The organism is Desulfosoma profundi, assembly GCF_055387865.1.
Window position 1 is genome coordinate 1,326,309 of sequence record NZ_AP042420.1, and the last position, 19,280, is coordinate 1,345,588.

Consider the following 19,280-nt stretch of genomic DNA (forward strand, 5'->3'; position numbering starts at 1 on the left):
TGGTGGTGAGGTTACGCTATGGTCAGCGTTCTTCGTATCCTCTCCGTCCGGCCCGCCTTGAGAAAGAGGGGTTCGTCACTGCGAACCAAAACCGCTCGCTCCTCCTCCAGGTGGTCGGGATCGGGCGGCTTCTCTTCCAAAGGCTTCCACACCACCTGGATTCGGGCAGGGAGATCGTAAACCACCACGGGCTCCTCTTCGTCCTCGTGTGCGCCTTCCGCGGATCGAGCCAGGGGGACGCCGGGAATGAAAATCACCCCCTCGCCGCGTGAATCGGTGAGTCCGCTGCCGAGCACGGAGGTGCCTGAGGCGTCGGTAATACGGACAAATGCTTCGGAAAGAGGTTCAATGGCTCCATGAAGGGATCGGGCCAGCGAGACTCTCACCTGGCTCCACAAGGGATGAGAAGCAGAAGCGATCGGTGAAGGAAAAAGCGCTACGGAAACGGCCTGAAAGAGCGAATCGGAGGACTCGTGACGTGTCGGGTCGGGATCCCTGGGCAGCCGAAAGGAAAACGAGCGGGAAAGATAGCGTCCCGTAAGGTCTTCCACCGTCCCGACAAAGGAAAGTGAGTCCTCGGAAGAAAGATGAGGAACAGAACGAAAGCCCCGCGTGTAGGACTCCAGGCCCGGAGCCTGGGACAGGATGAGGTGTCCAGAGCGATTCCAGAACAGGTTCACGCCGGGGATGCGAACCCGCAACTGATTGGAGACGAGCTCCCGGGTGGTCCGGTCTTCGAACCGCATACCGCCGAGAATCCTCCGAGTCCGCCATTCCACGGAGCGCGCCGTTTCCAGAAGGCGGGGATCAACGCTAGACCCCGGCATGGTGCGCCTCCTTCCCCGTGAAACCCGATGCAGTGGCCACCACGGGACGGCCCTCCTCATGGGCTGGCATCTCAATGGGCACGGGCCGAACCACATACGCCAAAGAGAGTCTGTACGAAGGAGACAAGGCGTCCCAAATGCGCATCATGTCTTCCGAAGAGAGGTCTTCAGGAGCCACCTGCAGCTGGTCCCCGACGTTCCAGCCCGCCTCGGGAGACAAAATGGATGTGTCCAGCATGGGATAGTTTTCCAAGGTCTGAACGACCCAAGCCGCCAAGATGTGCTCGGTAAGCGGGCTGTCCGCCCAGAAGGTCACCAGATAGTGAAGGTCCAGAAGAATCGGTGAGCGTCCCCGGTCCAATGGTGTGATGTTGTGAAGGTTTCGGCGGTGTTCATTCCTGGTGATGCGATAAAGATAAAAGCCCACGGTGGTTTCCACGTCCCCCTCTTGGAGCCTGGCCAGTTCGTTACTGGAAAAGACATGGAAGCGGCACGCGTGCGGTTCGCGAACCTCACGAGGCAGAGCTCGAAAAGCCCTATCCAAAAAGGTGGCGATGGAAGCCCCCACCGAATGGATGGCGGAGATGTTGGCCACCGAATCCCCCGACGCTGAACCACCGGAACCCGCGTCTCATGAGCGAAAGCCGATACGCTGCCCATAGCTTGCGGACGTGCTGTGTCTTTAATCCGACCGAATCACCGTGGGCTCACCACTGGCTCACGCGAAAATGTTTTTTCAGGCAGGGGATCACCGCAGCGTTTCCCACCACGGGGACTCTACAGGGGTATGCTGTTTTTTCTCCGTGACCACAATGGCTATGATGTCGCGGACCGTATCGGCTGCGTGAGGTCGTTGTCCCTTGGCCCATCGCTTGGCGCCGGAAAGGTCTTCCACCTCGTCGAAGATAAAAGAGGCCTCTCAAAATTCATAATTTTCGCACTTCTTCGGTTGGCCTGAGCTCCCGGATGTTTATCAACTAGTGTGTTCTTTGGCCTTGTCTTTGTAAACGGCGGCGACCTCTTGGAAAGACTCCGGGTCGTGTAAACTGTAGTTGCTCTAATCGTCCGGCTTGCCGCCTTGGCCGGCTCGCAAGATTTCTGGCTCCCCCCTTCATCCGCTGTGGCCTCCGAATAGAGCGCCGCATCCAATGCAGAAACACGTCCGGCAAAAACCAACCGAGTCCGGACAAAGAAAGAAAGCATTTTCTTCATCTTACCTTCCTATCGTTTCAGTGCTCATGGACCGCAGCCCGCAGCGCTCGTTCAAGGATAGATCCGCCTTCCGACCGTTGATGGCGGAACACATGTTGAATCCTCTGAGGTTTTTCACAGACGTTCGTTTGTTTTGGCTTTCCAGCATCTTCGGTGCTGGCAGAGGTCCCTAGCCTAGGAAAACGAGGGTTTCCACCGCGCTCCATGCCGACGGCGCTTTTGAGCAGTCATGCAGGCGCTCCGCCCATCAGAAAGACTCGGGAGTCCCGGGCGGCATTCTCGAGCCATCGCGCGGATTCCGGCCGCTTTCTTCAAGGATTTGGGAAACCATGCGGGCGGCTCTCAACACGTCGAGATGGACCCGCTCCAGAGTATCCAAAGCCTTTTGCAGGGTGGCCAGGGCCTGGCGGAATGGCCTGTCGTCCGGCGGGGGCGGAGGCGAGGAGGGCTTGCGGGAGGAACGGCCGGCGGGCAGAATGCTTTCATAAAAGCGTCGGGTCTTTTCGGAAGGGGAAATGCCCAATTCGTCCTCAAGGTTCTTGCGGCATTTTTCATACTGGCGCAGCGCCATGAACATTTGGCCCGCCTCGCGGTAGAGCTGCATCACCGTAAGGTGGACGTCCTCGCGAAATGGTTCTTCCTTGAGGATTCTCAAGCCGAATTCGATACCTTGCGCCACATTGCCAAGGTGATGGTGAGCGTGCATCAGGGCACCGAGGACATCGATATGCAGACAGTGCAGGCGCTCCCGCTCCTCCAGGATCCAGTTTTCATAGAAGCCTGGGAGCAGTTCGCCCTTGTACAGCGTCAACGCTTTTTCCACTTCGCCGACTTCGCAAGCTGATGGTCCATGGGCATCCCATCGAAAAACCCCTCTTGTCTTTTCCTCAAATATCGCCACATCCAGTCTCAATGGGGCCTCGGGGTTGATTCCCACATCACCATTGGCGAGGGTAACCAGGAATCTGCCTTTGGCCGTGGGATAAGGCTCCAGGACTCTTCGAAGACGCCATAAGGCTGTGTTGAGGCATGCTCGGGCCTTTTCGTCGTCCGTCTCACCCCAGAGCGTTCCGGCGAGGATTTCACGGGGATGGGATTGGCGTCGGTGCAAAAGCAAATAAGCCAGAAGGTGTTGTGCGGTTCTGGTAAAGTGCAGCGACTGCGGTGGAAAATCGCGCTGCACGTGAAAGCCGCCGAAAAATCGCACCGACAAATGCTCCATGTGGACTCCTTGCCGGAAAAATCCCTTAAAGGTAAGGAACGGCCAATCCACATATGGCGGGTCTGGCTTTTGGAAAGGTAAAAAAGCCAAAAATTTTTAACGATTAAAACCCTAACTGTTGATAAAAGCAAGGATCTTTTGTTCCAGAGCGTGACTTCGTCATCCGTGCGTGCGGCAAAAGGCAGGCGACTCCTGTTGTCGGAGTCGCCGTCACCGGTGAGGATTCAGGGCTTTGAGCAGATCAGGATCCTGACTCTCGTTGGCAAGCATTCCGGCCACTATTTCGCCGGTGACCGGCCCGAGAAATATGCCCTTGGTGGCATGTCCCGTGGCCACGACGACGTTGGTCGGGCGCCTCAGCCGGCCGACGAAAGGCAGGCCGTCCGGCGTGCAGGGGCGAAAGCCGCGCCAGATTTCTTTCACCCGAAGAGGCCCGATTCCCGGCAAAGTTCTCAAAAGGTCGCGTTCCATGGCGTCGATGCGTCGAGCCGAAAGCCGATCGTCCAAGCCGGATAATTCCAAAACCCCCGCAAGCCGCAGAGCGTCGGCAAATGGGGTGACGGCCACGCGAGCTTCTTCCAGAAGCATTGGCAGGGAGGACATGCGGGGAGGCTTTTCGTACGTGATGCTGAATCCCTTGGCGGCTTCCACGGGCAGCTGGTGGCCGAACATGCCGGCCAGGCGTCCCGTCCAGGCTCCTGCCGCCAGCACAAACTGGTCGGCTTTTACCGGGCCTCTGGTGGTCCTGAGTTCCTTGACCGTCGAGTTGGCAAAGATCGCCCCGTAAACCTCGGTCTCTTCCATAATGCGTCCCGCGGCCTGACGGACCGTGTCCGCAAGCCAGGCCACGAAAGCCGCCGGATTCAAGCGACCGTCAGGCTCCTGCAGCACGCCGCCGATAATGGACGGCCCCACGGCAGGAACTCTTTCCCGAACCTCTCGGGCGTCCAGCACATGGGCGGGGCGTCCCACTCGGGACAATTCTTCGGCCTCCTTGGCTGCCGCCCTCAACGCCCCTTGAGTCTCATAGAGGCACAAGAGCCCGTCCCGAGCGTATTCATACGCCGCACCGGCCTGCCGAGCCAATTCGTCGTGGAGCTCCAGGCTGCGGTCCGCCAGCCTCCTATAAACACCCACGGCGTACCTCACGTGATCGGCCGTGCTGTGACGCACAAAACGGCCGAGCCATACCAGGCGCTCGGGATTCGGAGAAAGGCTGATGGAAAAGGACCCCGTGGGGTTCAAAAGGTGACGCAAGCCTTCCTTGACGTTTCCCGGCGAACACAGAGGCTGAAGATGGCTCGGAACGATGAGGCCCGCGTTGCCGTAAGAGCTCCCCGCCGGCACGCGCCCTTTTTCCAGCACGGTCACCCTGGCCCCTTTTTTGATAAGATAATAGGCGGTCGTGAGGCCCATCACGCCGCCGCCGATAACCACAACATCCGGTTTCTGTGTTCCCATTTCCGTATCCTTGTCCATCCCTGAGGAAGGCGCCTGGGTCACCCGATTCACCCATCCCATACTGCCAGTTTGATGAAACGTTGTCGATCTTATCCTGATCCGCCGTGAGAATGACCCCACGTCATCGAAAAAATCCGGCACAAGCCCGGAGACCCCAAGCGTCCCTCTGTAAACTCGGCGTCTTGGTGCGGAAAAAAGGGAAAGGTATTCCAGACACTGGATCTTTTCCATAGGCTTTTGTTTGCCGTGGAGTCCATTGTGGTGTACGTGACGGGTGAAGGAGGGAAAAAGCCAATGCATGTGGGAGTTCTAAAGGAAATCAAGCCTCAGGAGTACCGCGTTGCGGTGGTGCCGGCAAATGTTTCGGAACTGGTGCAAGTCGGGCATCAGGTCACGGTGCAAAGCGGTGCGGGCGTCGGTGCCGGGTTCAGTGACGAGAATTACCGAAAAGCGGGTGCCCGCGTGGTGACCACCGCCGTGGAAGTGAGCGAAGCTGCGGACCTCCTGGTCAAGGTCAAGGAGCCGGTGGAGGAGGAGTTTGGGGTCTTTCGCTCCGGCCAGATCCTCTTTTGCTACCTCCACAGCGAGACGCGGCCCAAACTGGTGGATATGCTTCTTCAAAAGCATCTGACGGCCATTGCCTTCGAAAACGTGCGGGAATCGGACGGGTCTTTTCCGTTGCTTCGCCCCATGAGCATCATCGCAGGCCAGCAGGCGGTCCTCCAGGGCATGCGCTTTCTTTGGAATCACTATGGGGGCGTGGGCAAGAGCCTGGTGGCTTATCCCGGGCTGGACACACCCGTGGTGGTGGTGCTGGGGGCAGGGGAATCGGGACGCCAGGCGGCTCAAGTGGCCGCGGCCCTGGGATGCCGAGTGCACGTCTTTGAGATCAACCAACGGACCATCCGCGCTTTTGCGGAAAACGCCCCGAAAAACATCCATATTCACAACACAAATGTCGTGGATCCGGCCCATTACGTGACAGCGGCGGATATGGTCATCAATACGGCCACGGTGCCTGCCCACAGCGAACGCCATCTCATCGACAGGAACTTGGTGCGACGCATGAAAAAGGGTAGCGTCATTGTGGATGTGACGGCGAACCTTCGAGGAGCGGTAGAGACCATCGATCGCTATACCACACACACCGATCCGGTTTGGGACGTGGATGGGGTGATTCATTACGCGGTCACCAACATTCCGGGAACGGTGGCTCAAACGGCGTCCCAAGCTCTGGCTCTGGAGGTTTTTCCGTACTTGAGGGCCCTTGCGGATCATGGTATCCCTGAAGCGTTCCGGCGCTACCCGCCCTTGTTGGAGGGCGTCACAGCCATGAACGGGGTGCTGACCTGGCACGAGGCGGCTGAGTTCCAACAGCGGCCTTGGATGCCTCCCCAAGAGGCCATAAAGCATATGTGAGCTCGGGCGCTTCAAGTTCTTTTCCAGTCCGCAGATGCGCTCGGCTGCCAAGCTTTAATGATCCTGCCGAAGAATGTCGGCGTTTCATTGCCGGCGAGATCCCAACCTAACCTTAACGAGGAGGCGATCATGAAAGAATGGGGAACACGGCTCTGGATGTTGGGCATGGTGGCGGCGTTTCTCTGTGGGCTCAGCGCCCCCGCGGCGGGCGACACACTTCAGGAAATCATTCAGCGCGGCGAGCTTCGCGTGGCCGTCCAAACCCAAGGACCTCCCTTCAGCTTCGTCGATAAAAACGGCGTGCGCACCGGGAGTTCCGTGGAATTCTGCAAGCTCATGGCTCAGGAGATGGGAGTCAAGGTCACCTTCCTGGACTATGACTGGGACGGCCTCATTCCCGCCCTGCTTTCCAAAAAGGCCGATCTCCTGGCCGCCGATATGACGGCCAACCTGAAACGAGCCCTGAAGGTGTCCTTCACCGATCCTTTCTACTACACGGGGGCGGTCGTCTTTGCCAAAAAAGGCAGCACCTTCAAAACCATTGAAGATTGCAACAAGGAAAACGTGACCATCGCCGTCCTTCTGGGAAGCACCGGGGAAGGGGAAGCCAAACGCTTCTTTCCCAAAGCTCAGATCAAATCCTATAAGGGCGGCGGTCCGTTGCTGATCAACGCCGTGCTGGCGGGGCATGCGGACATCGGCGTGAACGACGAAACCGCTGTGGTAGGCCAGATGCAGGAATTCCCTCCCGGCAGTATCGAGATCCTTCCCATACGGCTGTCCAAAGAACCTTTGGCCTTCGCCGTGCGGCCGGAAGACACGCACCTGTTGCAGTGGATCAACCTTTTCTTTCACTGGGTCCGCGAAGACGGCCGGTATGACCAAAACATCAATTACTGGGTAAAATCGTTGGATTGGAAGAAGGATCACTGAGACCGGCATGCTGGAAGCCTTCAACTTTCGAGTGCTCCTCGATTACATGCCGCTCTTCCTCAAGGGACTATGGGCCACGGTGTGGCTCTCGGCGCTGTCCCTCCTGGGCGCCCTCATGGTGGGCACCTTGGCCTGCGGCGCTCGATTGTCACGCCTGCGCTTTCTTTCGGTCTTGTCGGGGGCCTATATCGAAACCATTCGTTCTACACCCCTCCTGGCACAACTCTATTTCTTCTACTTCGGGCTGCCGAGCCTCGGGGTTCGGCTTCCCGAATACCAAACGGGCATTGTGGCTTTATCGCTGAACAGCGGAGCGTATATGGCTGAAATCATTAGAGCTGGAGTGCTTTCCGTGTCCTGGGGACAAATCGAAGCGGGGATGGCCTCCGGCCTGACCTATCTTCAGCGGATGCGCTCCATCGTGCTCCCCCAGGCCTTAGGCATGACCATCCCGCCGCTTCTGGGTCAGGCCATCGTGCTTGTCAAGGACAGCGCTCTGTTGTCCCTCATCTCCGTCTTCGAACTCACCAGAGCCGGTCAGATTATCACTTCAGAGCGGTTCATGCCCGCCGAGGGCTTTTTCACGACAGCCTTCTTCTACTTGCTGATTTACTATGGACTTAAAGCGTTTTCCACCTGGTGGCAAAAGAGGCTCATCTATGTTCAACCGGCATAGGAGCGGACATTTCCAACCGTGTGGCTTTATTACCTAAAGCAACTCATTGAGACCTTCCCTTTTTTCTTGAAGGGTTTGTGGATGACCGTGGCCGTCTCTGGCCTGAGCCTTGTTATGGGCACACTTATCGGATTTGGAGCGGGCATCGTTCGTGCTTCCCGGGTGCCGGTGCTCGCGAGACTTCTCTTTACGTATGTGGATTTCATGCGGGGCACCCCGTTCCTGGTCCAGGTCTTCATCATCTTTTTCATCCTGCCCGAGTGGGGACTCCACTTGGGAGCCTTCGCCGCCGCCGTGTTGAGCCTCACTCTGTATGCAGGGGCCTACATCTGCGAGATCGTGACCGGGGGCATCTTGGCCGTCCCGCCGGGTCAGTCGGAAGCAGCCAAGGCCTCGGGCCTCAATTGGTTCCAACGCATGCGTCACGTCGTTCTTCCCCAAGCTTTGAAGACGATTGTGCCGCCCTTAGTGGGACAATATGTTCTGCTGATCAAAGATTCATCAGTGGTGTCCGTGATCGGTGTGACCGACGTAACCCGCGTGGGCTGGTTCACCGTGCAGCGTATCCCTGAAGGACTCTTGGTCTTTGGACTCGTGGGATTCTTGTACTTCGTGATCTGCTATCCTCTGATCCACTTGGCCAATCACCTGGAAAAGAAGCTCCGAGTGGACTTCGGCGGACTTTAAACGTCACGGACTCTCTTGCAGAGAGATTATCCAGGATTGACTGTTTCCGGCCTCCTGTGGCTCCATGAGCCTCCATGGGACAGCCCCTCGTTCCCCCCGAACGTGCCGCCCATACAGAAGCAACGCACCCTTAATCTATAAGGCACCGTGATGCCGTGGTGATCCTTCTGTGATGGACTGCGGGTAGCAGTCAAGAATCTATGGGATTCGATCCCGTCGCTCTATCTGTGGCGCATGCACTACCCCCAAAGTCCAGGAGGTATTCCCATGTATACCCTTTACAAACCCGTCTTTATCAAAGAGTCTCAGGAAGTTTTTGGCACCGGCTGGCTGCCCCCGCTGCCGGATCTTCGAGACTACACAGAGGGGGACCCACGGATCAGGGAATTCGCCAAAAAGTTAGGCCTACACAAAGCCGAAAACCTGAAGGCCCTTCCGCCCACCACGGATTTACGACCGTGGTGTACACCCGTGGAAAATCAGAAGAGCCTGGGGTCGTGCACGGCCCATGCAGCCGTAGGCGTGGTGGAATTTTTTCAGAAGCGGGCGTACGGAAAGCACATTGAGGGATCCAGGTTGTTCGTTTACAAAACGACACGTAACCTCATGCAAGTCACCGGGGATACGGGCGCCTGGCTCCGAAATACCATGGGCGCCTTAAGACTGTGCGGGGTGCCCGATGAGAAATACTGGCCCTATACGGATGTCCAACCCGATTTTGACAGAGAACCTCCCAGCTTCGTTTACGCTGTAGCCGACAACTACGAAGCCCTCAATTACTTCTGCCACGACCCCATGGCAACCAACTCCAGCAGTGCCGACGTTCTGGCCGGCGTCAAAAAATATCTCGCGGCCGGCATTCCATCCATGTTCGGTTTCTGGGGGTTTCCCTCGTTCAATGATTGTGACGTCAAAGGCGGTATTCCATTCCCATGCCCAGGTGAAAAGGCGCAGTGGGGTCACGCCATCGTCGCCGTGGGTTACGACGACGGTAAGAAGATCAAAAACACCAAATGCAATAAGACCACCACCGGGGCACTGCTAATCCGCAATTCCTGGGGTGTCTCTTGGGGCAACCAAGGTTACGGCTGGCTGCCTTACGACTACGTCCTCTCCAAACTCGCCCTGGACTTCTGGTCCCTTCTCAGTATGGCGTGGGTCGATACAAAACAATTCGGTCTTGGATAGGAAAAATGTCTTAAAAAACTCGGGGCATCAAACCCATGATTTCGTGAGGCGAAAACCTCCCGAGATTGACCTCCTATGGATTTCTTTAAGAACATATCCGCATTCATCGGTCGCCTGACAGGTTCCCTTGCGGGTATTGCGGCGATCTTTTACGCCTGCGGTTACCTTGTGGCACGATCCCATTTCAACATGCTCGGTCTCTTCGGCCTGTTTGACTTTCCAAAAGAACGTTACCTTCAGGAAGGCGGCAAATTCTTCACGGCGTTGGCTGGTATGGTCATTGCCGAACTGCTGCCTTGGTTTGTTCTCGGTCTGTATTTGCTCACCGGCCTTTTCCTTCTGGGAGTGACCTTGGTCGGCTTGTGCTTTGCCTTGAAGCGGCGACAGATTCCGGAGCGTTGCCTTCATATTTTCACTTTGTTCAAAGGTTTTTTCGAAACCAAAAGAAGGTTGACATCATCCTGTGTGGTTTTTTTTCTTGGTTACGTTTTGATTTTTAGACTCCTGGATTATTATAATGATTTTTCTTCCGTTCTTGGAATATCCAACCTTATCTACAAGTCCTCCGCAACCTTGGCGAACGACACAATTGTCGGTCATTTGGAGAAATGGCTCCTGGACGGCAACCTCGAGCCGTTACGCGACTATTTCCTCCACCTCTTGAAAGGGGAATCCCTGGCATTGGTGTTGCTCGCCCTGGCCTGGTATGCCACGGCGGTGTTACCGACCCTTCGTCCTTGGTTGATTTTGCCCTTCCTGCTCATCGCGGTCCTCTACACCCTTTTCACCCTCATGGCCTACGGTGTTTTGGTGCGCCCGACCAAGTACCCGGTCGTGATCATGAGTTGGAAAGGGCAGGTTGGGGCATCTCAGGTGTCCGGGTTTTCCTTACTGAACAAAACGAATGATGAACTGGTGCTCTGGGATGGAGTCGCAAAGAAGGTCTATTGTGTACCAACCGGTGGCGTCCAGAGCGTGGAAGTTATCGGTATGAAATCCCTTTTCTTCAATACCGACAACCACCCCAAGGAGGACTAATGTTCTCACAAACCCAAACACTGCGCCGTATGGTTCGAGCCGCTTTCTGTTTCAGGTGGCTCTGGGTGACGATATGCGCGTCATCGTGTGTTCCGCCATCCCTATACGTGACGTCTCCTGGCCGCCTCGGCATCATCGAAGTGTCCGGCCCCGAAGTTTATGTGGATGGAAGACAAGGGCGGTCCGGGGATGAGATTTTTGACGGCGCCCATGTTTCCACGGGGTTGGGAAGCAGCGCGCGCATTCGATTTGCGGACGGCGGCTTCTGCCAACTGGACGAAAATACAGACCCTTGGTTCAGCATTGGACGAGATCCCGTGACCGGGAAAAAGTGCCTCCATGTTCGTGTGGGATTCGGTCAAATATATATGTACAAACACGATGTCTGTTTTGACACGCCCGATGTGGCGGGCATTATGAACAGCAAGGCGAACTTCAAAATCACAGGAGATCAGGAAACAATCATCGCCCTGATTGAGGGCGGGGCGCACATTCATCGCCCTGCGGGCCTTATCCTCACGTCAAAACAACTTGCCGTCTTTTCCAAGGGAAACATCGTTGAAGGCCCTAGAATGATGAGTGACAAAGAAATTCGGGAAATCCCTTCATGGATTCATCGCTTTCATTTTCCAAATATTCCGACTTCAGATCAAGGCTGGTGTTGCGCCTACGGCAAACTGTCACAGACATCGCGTCAGGACTGCGAACGAAACCATGGCTTCTTCTCACATGATCGAAACGAAGCCATGCAAAAGTGTCAAAGGCTCGGCTGGTGCTGTCTACAGGGAAATGTCTTCGAAACAACACAAGACAAATGCGCTCGTCGTCAAGGGTTTTTCTCATTGGATCGAAACGAAGCCATACAAAAATGCCAAAGGCTCGGGTGGTGCTGTGTAGACGGAAATGTCTTCGAAACAACACAGGACCAATGCGCTCGTCGAAAAGGTTTCTTTTCGTTGAACCGAAAAGAGGCGCAGAGGAAATGTTCTCCTCTTGAGTAAAGGCCGTACTCAAAACCTGAACCTGGGGAATGACCGTGGGCAGCCGTCACATCATGGGTGGTGCATCAGCATTTTCGAGACCTCACTCGTCGCAGGAAAGGCCTGGGGTGCCGGCTGTTATTCGGTTGCGGGAAGAGGGAAGCGCAATCTAAAGGTCGTGCCTTGACCTGGCGTGGTGTGAAAATCCACCACTCCGCCCAGTTCGTGAACGATTTTCTCGACAATAGCCAATCCGAGTCCTGTGCCTCGAGCTCCCTTGGTGGTGAAAAGGGGGCGAAAGATTTTGTCTTGCACTTCAAGCGGAATACCTCGTCCCGTATCCTCCACTTCCAGACAAATCCATCGGTTTTCTTGGACAAAAGTCCTTACGATGACTCGCTTCTCCGCACTCTCCTCACCAAACGATTCCATGGCATTGCTGACGAGATTCAACACACAGGAATGAAAGCATTCTGTATCTCCAAAAATAAAAGGAAGATCACAAACAAGGTCAAGGTCCAGCTGAATGCCTTCCTCTTGGGCACGTTTTCCCAGTTCCTGGCAGACATCGTTGACCACATCGTTCACAGAGATGGTTTCCTGGCGCCGACTTTGGCCTCGCGAATAATCCAACATCTCCAGGCTCAGACGGGCAATGCGATCCATGTTCTTGCGCACGATCTGCCAGCCTTTTTCTAGTTTGTCGTGCTCTCCTTGAGCCAAAGCCTTTTCCACCATGTAGGCGCCGAGCTTCATGCCGTAGAGGATGTTTTTCACACCGTGAGCCACTTCCGCCATGGCCTCGCCCATGGCCGCCAGTCGGGTTTGCTCAAGCAAACGAGCTTGGAGCTCTTTGACCTCCGTTAAATCCTTGAAATAACCCACGGTGCCCACTTCCTCGCCGTCTTCATAAAGAATCGCCGCAGAAAGAAGGATGGGCACAAGCCGCCCGTCCTTAGTTCGCGCCGTGGTTTCGTAGTTGAGCAAATATCCGGGCCCCCCGTATTGATTCGAATAAATCAATTTCTTGACGCGGCGCGCCTCCCCTTCGGGATAAAGCGACGTCACTTTGAGCCCGCACACCGCCTCCTCCCGGCTGTACCCGTATATGCGCGACGCCCCTTGACTGAAGAGGATGATATTGCCTTCACGATCATTGACGATGATGCCGTCCATGGACGTATGAATGAGATGGTGTTCAAAGTCGTAGCGCTTGCGGACTTCATCGGTAGCCTGTTTGAGCATGCATTCCAGGTTTTCCGTGTATTCCCTAAGCTTTTCACGCATCCATATTTTTTGCTCCGCCCGCCGAAGCGCCACACTCAGGGCCTCATCGCGAATGGGCTTGTTGATGAAATCCGACGCCTCCAGCTGCAGGGCCTGAATGGCCAGCTCCATCTGGCCATGTCCCGTGATCATGATCACTTCAATGTCGGGATTGAGATGTTTGATGCGGCGCAGGAGCTCTATCCCGTCCATGCCGGGCATCTTGATGTCGGTGACCACGATGTCCGGTGGGTGGTTGGCGCAGATCTCCACGGCCTTGAAGCCGTCTTCCGCACACACAACCGCATAGCCGTCGCTTTCCAGGCTCAACGATAACAACTCCCGCGTGCTCTCTTCGTCGTCCACCACCAGAACCTTTCTCATGGCCCACTCCGCCCGCTCAACGAGACACGGCCCGCCACCCCATCCAAGATTCCGGTTCTTGGCATGCGGGAAACACGAGACGAAAGCTTGTGCCTCGCCCTTCTTCGCTTTCCACTTCGATGCTTCCGCCGCATTCCTTGACGATGCCGTAACTGATGGAAAGCCCGAGGCCCGTCCCCCGGCCGACCTCCTTGGTGGTAAAGAAAGGCTCGAAGATGCGCTCCCGTACCCCCTCGGGAATTCCTGTGCCCGTGTCCCGGACGATCGCCACAATCTTATCCCCTTCCCGAAAGGTTCGAATGTACAGGACCATATCCCCGGCTTTTTCCTCGCCTCGTTGGCGTTTTTCCTCTATGGCATCTCGGGCGTTCATCACCAGGTTCAAAAACACCTGTTCCAGACGGTTGGCCACAGCCAGAACAGGGGGCAGTCCCTCCGCGAGATCCAACTCCACGCGGATCTGCCGTAATCGAAGCTGCTGCCCGAGCACTGTGAACACGTCCTGAATGGGACGATTGATGTCCACAGGTTCCATTTCAAAGGCATCGGATTTTCGGCCGAATTCTCTCAGATGATTGATGATGCCGGAGGCACGCTCCACCTGCTCCACCATCTGGGTCGCCACTTTGGTCATGGTTTCGGGATCTATGGATTCGGCCCGACGCACCTTCTTAAGCAGAAACTCACACCCGATGCGAATGGCGTTCAAGGGCTGGTTCAGTTCATGGGCCACTCCCGCGGACATCTCACCCAAAGTGGCCATCTTGGCCGCCTGAATGAGCTGGGCTTCGGTCTGGACGCGATCGGTGATGTCGGCGATATTGGCAATGATGACATCCCGGCCGAGATGCAGCCGTGGGCAGGAATGAATGTTCACGTAAAGGTAATCACCACTCTTGCGTCGATGCCGCACCCGCGGAAGGAAAATGCACGCTTGGGTCGCCAATTCCTGAATCTTTCGCGCCTCCCTTTCTTCCGCCAAATCCAAAAAGGACATGCTCAGGAATTCTTCCCGGCTGTAGCCGTAGGTTTCCACGGCTCGAATGTTCACATCCAAGATCTGAAAGGTCTCAAGGTCCAGCACAAAGATGGGATTGGGATCGTTTTCAAACAGAGAGCGGTACTTGGCCTCGGATTCCCGCAGCTCCCTTTCCGAAGCCCGCAGCCGTTCCGTCATCACATTAAAAGCCTTGGCCAAGACACCGATCTCGTCGCTGGAATGGACCACGATGGGCGTGGTGAGGTTTCCAGACCCCACCCGTTCAATCCCCTGCAGGAGGTGATGCAGAGGTCGGTTGAGAAACCGGTGAATGAGAAAGACAATGACCACGGCAACGGCCACCACGGCGCTGCCCGCCAGAACAAGCATGTGGGTGCGCATGCGCTCCAAAGCCCGGTCCATGCCTTCCAGGCTCACATCGATGTCCAAAACCCCGAGCACTTTTTGGTCCGGCGGATGCACATGGCAGGATGCGTTGAAACAGTCGGGTTCATTATAGATGGGATTGATCATGCCCAGCACACGATAGCCGGCTTCGGATCGAAAAATGCGCGTTCTCTCCGAAGTGTCCAGCCGTTCAAAAGGTTCTTCCCGTGTATGGCACGCGTAGCATTGCTCCGCCGACTTGTCCAAGTAGGTACCCATTTCGGCTTTGTCCGAGGAGTAGATTATTTGGCCCATGGCATTGAAGATGCGTACTTTTTCAATCCGCTCATGCCCTCCAATGGTATCGATGGCGCGATGCAGACGCTCCGGCTGGTACTCCAACATGTCGTAACGCAGGGAACGTCGCACGATTTCGCTCGCCAGATGGACGCTGCGCACCATTTCGTCAAGTGTTTCCATGCTTTGCGTCCGCAGTGTCCCGTAGAAGAACACGGCGAACACCAAAGCCGTGACAGCCCCGACGACAAAAATCAGTTTAAAGCCGAGGGATCGGTACCACATGGGTCCCCACCTCACGGGCCAAGAGTCGCGGTGGTATAAGGGAATGGGTGAAGCCACAAGCCGACAAATTGAAAAAAGAGAGGATTTTCAGGAGCAGGTGGAGGTTTCCACGAACAGCCGCAGCGACATGAGCCACCTCACGAGCCACAGGCGTTGGGTGCGTTCTTAAGATTTCGGCCGCGACAGAAGACTTTCCACGTTCCGCAACAGATCCTCGGGATCTACAGGTTTTTCCATAAAGATATCCGCTGCGATCCAATCCAGATCTTCGTCCACAGAACGCTGATATCCCTTTTCCGAAGCCGGTCTCCCCGAAACGATGAGAATCGGGAGGCCGTAAGGGCCCTCTTTCTTCTTAATTTTCGCGGCAAAATCCAGGCCTTCCTGCATGGTGGCCATCATGATGTCCAGAATGAGCAGATCCGGCTTCCTTTGCTGCAAGAGGGCCTCCCCGCGAACCGTGTCCGTGGCCGTCATGACCTCATAACCGTTGTCCGAAAGAATGCTCTCCATAGCCTGGCAAATTTCGGGATCATCGTCGATGACCAGGATTGTTTTCGCCCTGCCCATGCCGCCCTCCTTACGTCCTGAGTCCCAATACGCCGGTTTTCCGCCCTCTTTCCTGGAGCTCACCTGTAACATTTAAATCATAGCGATCTCTGCACGGCAAGACCAGCCAAAAGGCCGATACCCCATTGACGCGAGAGGCTCATCCTTCACATGGATATCACCCCGATGGGCAATGTCCCAGGCGATCCTTGCCCACTCGCCAGGGTTTCGTTTTATCTGCGTCTTCCATGGTGCATGGTTTTTATGATCGCAGAAAAAGAGAGCCCGGGGGAGGTGTTGCAGGGACATTTCGGCTCGCTGGCAAACAGGTTGCAAAAGGCCTGAAAAAACGGCGTCAAGACGCTTGTCTCGACGCCGTTGAGATGAGGTCTTGTCGGCTGCAGAGGACGCTAAATGTACAAGATCTTGATGATGACTAACATCACCGCGATGTAAAGGATTGTCATGCCGGAGCCGGCTTTTAAATAATCCGCGGTGCGGTAGCCTCCGGGTCGCATGACCAAAGCGTTCACCTGATGGGTCGGCAAGATGAAACTATTCGATGCCGATAGGGCCACGACCATGGCCGTCATCCTAGGATCAGCACCCGAGATGAGAGCCATGTTCATGCACAGCGGCACCAACAACACCGTGGCACCCACATTGGAAATCACCAGCGTGAAAAACGTGGTCAAGAGCGCCACTAAGGTCATTAACCCAATGGGAGGGACATGGCCGACCGCCTGCAAGATTTTGTTGGCAATATAAGCCGCCGTCCCCGTTTGCTCAAAAGCAACACCCAGGGGAATGAGTCCACCGAGGAGAAAGACTGTCATCCAGTCCACAGATTGATACGCCTCATCGATGCTCAATACACCGGTCAGAATCATGCCAAGAGCGCCGGACATGAGCGCCACCGAAAGGCGGACGTCAAAAAAGACAGTCAGGCCCAAAGCGACGGCCAGCCACAAGACGGCCCACTTGGCCTTTTCCGGTCGGAGGATTTCACCTTCCAGCGGCGTGGCGAAGGTCAGTGCCCGAGGTTGCGGCATGTTGCGAAGCACATGGAAACGCGACCACGCGCCCTGCAACAGAATGATATCCCCTGCCTTGAGACGCACATGGTTGATCCCGGAATAGTAGATACGGTCCTTGGTCTGCACCGCCACGGGATTGAGCCGATACCGCTCCGTAAAGTCCACCTCGCTTAAGGTCTTGCCGACAAGTTCGGATCTGGGGGAGACGATGGTTTCCGCCAAACCTGCGTTGGTTCGGGCCAGATCGTCCGCAAAGAACTCCAAAGCCGGCTTCACTTTCCACCCATAGTAGGCGGCCATTTTGAGCACTCGGTCTTTTTCGCCCAAAACCGCAAGGACATCCCCCGGGCCCACGGCGTCCCGGCCACGAACAGCCATGCGTCGGGCGCCTGTGCGCGGATTTCCGATGGCAACCACCGAAACAAGAAAATCCTGCCGAACGCGTAGGGTGGCAAGGCTCTGCGGTCCAGAGAAAGTCTCCGGCACCTCCACTTCGTAAGGCACATCCAAGGCATTGTACGCCCGAATCAACCGGGCCGTAATGTCCACGTCATCCTCGCCTTGACCGGCGGGAAGAATCCTTCGGCCCAAAAGCGCAAAGTATGCCAACGCGCTGGTCATGAGACATATTCCGATGGGCGTCTGTGTGAAAAGCCCAAAGGGTTCCAGTTTCTGACCTTTGAGGACAAGGAGATCGTTCAAAAGAATCGTCGGGCTGGCGCCCACCAAGGTCAGGGTTCCCCCGATGATGGCGCAAAAACCCATGGGCATCAGCAATCGCGAGATGGGAATGCTCAATCGTTTGGAAACTCTCTGAGTCGCCGGCATAAAGAGCGCCGCCGCCCCGATATTTTGCATCATACTGGAAATGAGACCGACCATGCCGGCCACAAGGCACATGATCCGCGTCTCACTGCGCCCTCCGAACTTAATGATGGGAGAGGCCACTTTGTTCATCACGCCTGTCTTATCTAAACCGGCACCGATGATAATCACGGCAATAATGGACACGACAGCGTTGCTGCTTAAACCTTCGAAGGCCTGTTTGGGGCTGATAAGACCCATGAGGGGCAGAATGACCATCATGATGATGCTCACTACATCCACCCGAACCCATTCCGAGACAAAAAGAAACACCGCCAAAAAGAGCACCAGCAATGTCAGAATCATATCCTGCGTCATAGACCCTCCTTAGGCTGCCCGACCGATGAGCTCCCCCGTTCACCCCTTTCGATTTTCTTTACGGAAAACAAAACAACCAATCAAAACAGTAGCCACCAGACACACAGAAAGTAGAAAGTGGCCGTCCATTGTGTCCCCCTTCTTCCCTCATCCAACTGAACACGTCATATCCATCCGGCCTCCCTCCGAGCATCGGGAGGTACGGCTTCCTGGAAGTTCGGTTTCTTTCTCTCGTGCTGTGGAAAAAGAGCCCGCCTTCCAGGAGAAGCTTCCGTGGAGGCAAAGATGGTGGATACTTTAGTGGGCCAAGGAATACACTGGGATCACCCAAGGTTCTCCACGAGACACGGCTTCCTGCGGGATATCCGGTTCACTGATGACAAATTCGATCCGCTTGACCTCGTCATGGACTTCCCACACGCAGTCTTCCACCGAACCTGTCTTGAAAACGTGCATACAAGAAACACCACGAGCCTTGCACATCTCTTCCAGTTTCTTAACGGCAGCGGCACAAGATTTCGCGTATTCCTGGACAATCTCTTCCAGCCCTGCCGGGTTGCCCGAAGCGTGTCGAGGCAGAGGGATCACGCTCAAGGCGACGAGGTCATAGCCCATGCGCTCCGCGAATCCCACCGCGTAGTGCATCACGGGGTCCGAAATCTTGTCTTCTCGGGCGACAAGCAACACTTTGCGCCGTGCCAACTGGGCCTCGCGGAGGAGTGCCTGAGCCTCATGGGGCAGACCTGCCTCGGCAAACGTCACCGCCACCATTTGTTCCTCGACCTTCTCCCGAATCAGATCCCTCTGTTCCACGGCAGGTTTTCCCTTTTTGGAAACGCTTCCACCCACAAATTTTTTGATCTTCTTGAACATCTTCATCCTCCCTTTAGCTTCCTGATCCATAAGGACCTTGCAGATTACGCCTAGGTTCGATACACTCGAGCTCGCGGGCGGTCCGTCGTGCGAGACCGTTTCTTCGGCTGATCATGCAGCCTCTTGTCGACCGCCTCCTGCATCAATTCCTCTGCGGTCTTCCAATCGCCGGCTTCGGCAAAGGACACCGCCGCCGCCATGGCTTCCAACTTTTTTTTCCACCCTTTCATGACCGCCTCCTCTCCTCGAGGGTCCATCGCCCTGGTCCGTAAAAGCTTCCGTTGTCTTGATGCCTACTCAAGGACTGTGCCGGAAGGGGGGTATTGACTTTAACAGTTTGTTTTTATTCGCCTTATTGGATATGGTTCGACCAAGTGCTCATGGAGCCAAAGCGTTGC

At 55.8% G+C, this 19,280-nt stretch carries 17 protein-coding genes; 6 read left to right on the plus strand and 11 right to left on the minus strand.

The genetic code is table 11. The features are described from left to right. Positions 1–11 precede the first annotated feature (11 nt). From ACZ5K9_RS05750 to ACZ5K9_RS05765, 4 genes are all read right to left on the minus strand, one after another. Positions 12–827 carry a hypothetical protein gene (locus ACZ5K9_RS05750; protein ID WP_464273469.1) on the minus strand — a complete coding sequence of 272 codons (816 nt, stop codon included), beginning with the start codon at positions 825–827 and terminating at the stop codon, positions 12–14. After that, the gene (locus tag ACZ5K9_RS05755) at positions 814–1,422 is read right to left on the minus strand and encodes a Pvc16 family protein (RefSeq protein WP_464273470.1); all 609 of its coding nucleotides are present in this window, start codon (positions 1,420–1,422) and stop codon (positions 814–816) included. Before ACZ5K9_RS05755 ends, ACZ5K9_RS05750 begins: the two co-directional genes overlap by 14 nt. Positions 1,423–2,286: 864 nt before the next feature. Continuing rightward, entirely contained in the window at positions 2,287–3,261 is a 975-nt protein-coding gene (locus ACZ5K9_RS05760; protein WP_464273471.1) for an AfsR/SARP family transcriptional regulator, read from the minus strand. 210 nt (positions 3,262–3,471) lie between these two features. Continuing rightward, positions 3,472–4,722 carry an NAD(P)/FAD-dependent oxidoreductase gene (locus ACZ5K9_RS05765; RefSeq protein ID WP_464273472.1) on the minus strand — a complete coding sequence of 417 codons (1,251 nt, stop codon included), beginning with the start codon at positions 4,720–4,722 and terminating at the stop codon, positions 3,472–3,474. A gap of 294 nt (positions 4,723–5,016) precedes the next feature. On the opposite strand from ACZ5K9_RS05765, the gene ACZ5K9_RS05770 reads away from it, so the two are divergent. The 6 genes from ACZ5K9_RS05770 to ACZ5K9_RS05795 all read left to right on the plus strand — a co-directional run bounded on the left by ACZ5K9_RS05770 (position 5,017) and on the right by ACZ5K9_RS05795 (position 10,663). Next, the gene (locus ACZ5K9_RS05770) at positions 5,017–6,141 is read left to right on the plus strand and encodes an alanine dehydrogenase (RefSeq protein WP_464273473.1); all 1,125 of its coding nucleotides are present in this window, start codon (positions 5,017–5,019) and stop codon (positions 6,139–6,141) included. 129 nt (positions 6,142–6,270) lie between these two features. Further along, a complete protein-coding gene (locus ACZ5K9_RS05775; protein WP_464273474.1) occupies positions 6,271–7,074 on the plus strand; it encodes an ABC transporter substrate-binding protein in 804 nt (267 codons plus the stop codon). 7 nt (positions 7,075–7,081) lie between these two features. Continuing rightward, a complete protein-coding gene (locus ACZ5K9_RS05780; protein ID WP_464273475.1) occupies positions 7,082–7,750 on the plus strand; it encodes an amino acid ABC transporter permease in 669 nt (222 codons plus the stop codon). 18 nt (positions 7,751–7,768) lie between these two features. Next, positions 7,769–8,437, plus strand: a complete 669-nt coding sequence (locus ACZ5K9_RS05785) for an amino acid ABC transporter permease (RefSeq protein WP_464273476.1) — start codon at positions 7,769–7,771, stop codon at positions 8,435–8,437. A 267-nt stretch (positions 8,438–8,704) separates the two neighbouring features. Continuing rightward, positions 8,705–9,625 carry a C1 family peptidase gene (locus tag ACZ5K9_RS05790; RefSeq protein ID WP_464273477.1) on the plus strand — a complete coding sequence of 307 codons (921 nt, stop codon included), beginning with the start codon at positions 8,705–8,707 and terminating at the stop codon, positions 9,623–9,625. A 75-nt stretch (positions 9,626–9,700) separates the two neighbouring features. Continuing rightward, a complete protein-coding gene (locus tag ACZ5K9_RS05795; protein WP_464273478.1) occupies positions 9,701–10,663 on the plus strand; it encodes a hypothetical protein in 963 nt (320 codons plus the stop codon). A gap of 101 nt (positions 10,664–10,764) precedes the next feature. On the opposite strand, the gene ACZ5K9_RS05800 is transcribed toward ACZ5K9_RS05795, so the two are convergent. From ACZ5K9_RS05800 to ACZ5K9_RS05830, 7 genes are all read right to left on the minus strand, one after another. Further along, positions 10,765–11,160, minus strand: coding sequence for a hypothetical protein (locus ACZ5K9_RS05800; RefSeq protein ID WP_464273479.1), 396 nt, complete (start codon positions 11,158–11,160; stop codon positions 10,765–10,767). 621 nt (positions 11,161–11,781) lie between these two features. After that, positions 11,782–13,293, minus strand: coding sequence for an ATP-binding response regulator (locus ACZ5K9_RS05805; RefSeq protein WP_464273480.1), 1,512 nt, complete (start codon positions 13,291–13,293; stop codon positions 11,782–11,784). Between the two features lie 16 nt (positions 13,294–13,309). Further along, complete coding sequence (locus tag ACZ5K9_RS05810) at positions 13,310–15,241, minus strand: ATP-binding protein (protein ID WP_464273481.1); 1,932 nt, start codon at positions 15,239–15,241, stop codon at positions 13,310–13,312. A 165-nt stretch (positions 15,242–15,406) separates the two neighbouring features. After that, the gene (locus ACZ5K9_RS05815) at positions 15,407–15,811 is read right to left on the minus strand and encodes a response regulator (protein ID WP_464273482.1); all 405 of its coding nucleotides are present in this window, start codon (positions 15,809–15,811) and stop codon (positions 15,407–15,409) included. Between the two features lie 389 nt (positions 15,812–16,200). Then, entirely contained in the window at positions 16,201–18,009 is a 1,809-nt protein-coding gene (locus ACZ5K9_RS05820; RefSeq protein WP_464273483.1) for an SLC13 family permease, read from the minus strand. Positions 18,010–18,306: 297 nt separating this feature from the next. After that, complete coding sequence (locus tag ACZ5K9_RS05825) at positions 18,307–18,882, minus strand: hypothetical protein (protein ID WP_464273484.1); 576 nt, start codon at positions 18,880–18,882, stop codon at positions 18,307–18,309. A 50-nt stretch (positions 18,883–18,932) separates the two neighbouring features. Beyond that, positions 18,933–19,112: a hypothetical protein gene (locus ACZ5K9_RS05830; protein WP_464273485.1), complete on the minus strand. Its 180-nt coding sequence runs from the start codon at positions 19,110–19,112 to the stop codon at positions 18,933–18,935. Positions 19,113–19,280 lie beyond the last annotated feature (168 nt).

Coding starts and splice junctions, on each gene's coding strand:
- ACZ5K9_RS05775 (WP_464273474.1), top strand. CDS start 6,271: ATGAAAGAATGGGGAACACGGCTCTGGATGTTGGGCATGGTGGCGGCG.
- ACZ5K9_RS05820 (WP_464273483.1), bottom strand. CDS start 18,009: ATGACGCAGGATATGATTCTGACATTGCTGGTGCTCTTTTTGGCGGTG.
- ACZ5K9_RS05770 (WP_464273473.1), top strand. CDS start 5,017: ATGCATGTGGGAGTTCTAAAGGAAATCAAGCCTCAGGAGTACCGCGTT.
- ACZ5K9_RS05760 (WP_464273471.1), bottom strand. CDS start 3,261: ATGGAGCATTTGTCGGTGCGATTTTTCGGCGGCTTTCACGTGCAGCGC.
- ACZ5K9_RS05825 (WP_464273484.1), bottom strand. CDS start 18,882: ATGTTCAAGAAGATCAAAAAATTTGTGGGTGGAAGCGTTTCCAAAAAG.
- ACZ5K9_RS05790 (WP_464273477.1), top strand. CDS start 8,705: ATGTATACCCTTTACAAACCCGTCTTTATCAAAGAGTCTCAGGAAGTT.
- ACZ5K9_RS05815 (WP_464273482.1), bottom strand. CDS start 15,811: ATGGGCAGGGCGAAAACAATCCTGGTCATCGACGATGATCCCGAAATT.
- ACZ5K9_RS05800 (WP_464273479.1), bottom strand. CDS start 11,160: ATGAATGTGCGCCCCGCCCTCAATCAGGGCGATGATTGTTTCCTGATC.
- ACZ5K9_RS05750 (WP_464273469.1), bottom strand. CDS start 827: ATGCCGGGGTCTAGCGTTGATCCCCGCCTTCTGGAAACGGCGCGCTCC.
- ACZ5K9_RS05765 (WP_464273472.1), bottom strand. CDS start 4,722: ATGGGAACACAGAAACCGGATGTTGTGGTTATCGGCGGCGGCGTGATG.
- ACZ5K9_RS05805 (WP_464273480.1), bottom strand. CDS start 13,293: ATGAGAAAGGTTCTGGTGGTGGACGACGAAGAGAGCACGCGGGAGTTG.
- ACZ5K9_RS05810 (WP_464273481.1), bottom strand. CDS start 15,241: ATGTGGTACCGATCCCTCGGCTTTAAACTGATTTTTGTCGTCGGGGCT.
- ACZ5K9_RS05830 (WP_464273485.1), bottom strand. CDS start 19,112: ATGAAAGGGTGGAAAAAAAAGTTGGAAGCCATGGCGGCGGCGGTGTCC.
- ACZ5K9_RS05780 (WP_464273475.1), top strand. CDS start 7,082: ATGCTGGAAGCCTTCAACTTTCGAGTGCTCCTCGATTACATGCCGCTC.
- ACZ5K9_RS05795 (WP_464273478.1), top strand. CDS start 9,701: ATGGATTTCTTTAAGAACATATCCGCATTCATCGGTCGCCTGACAGGT.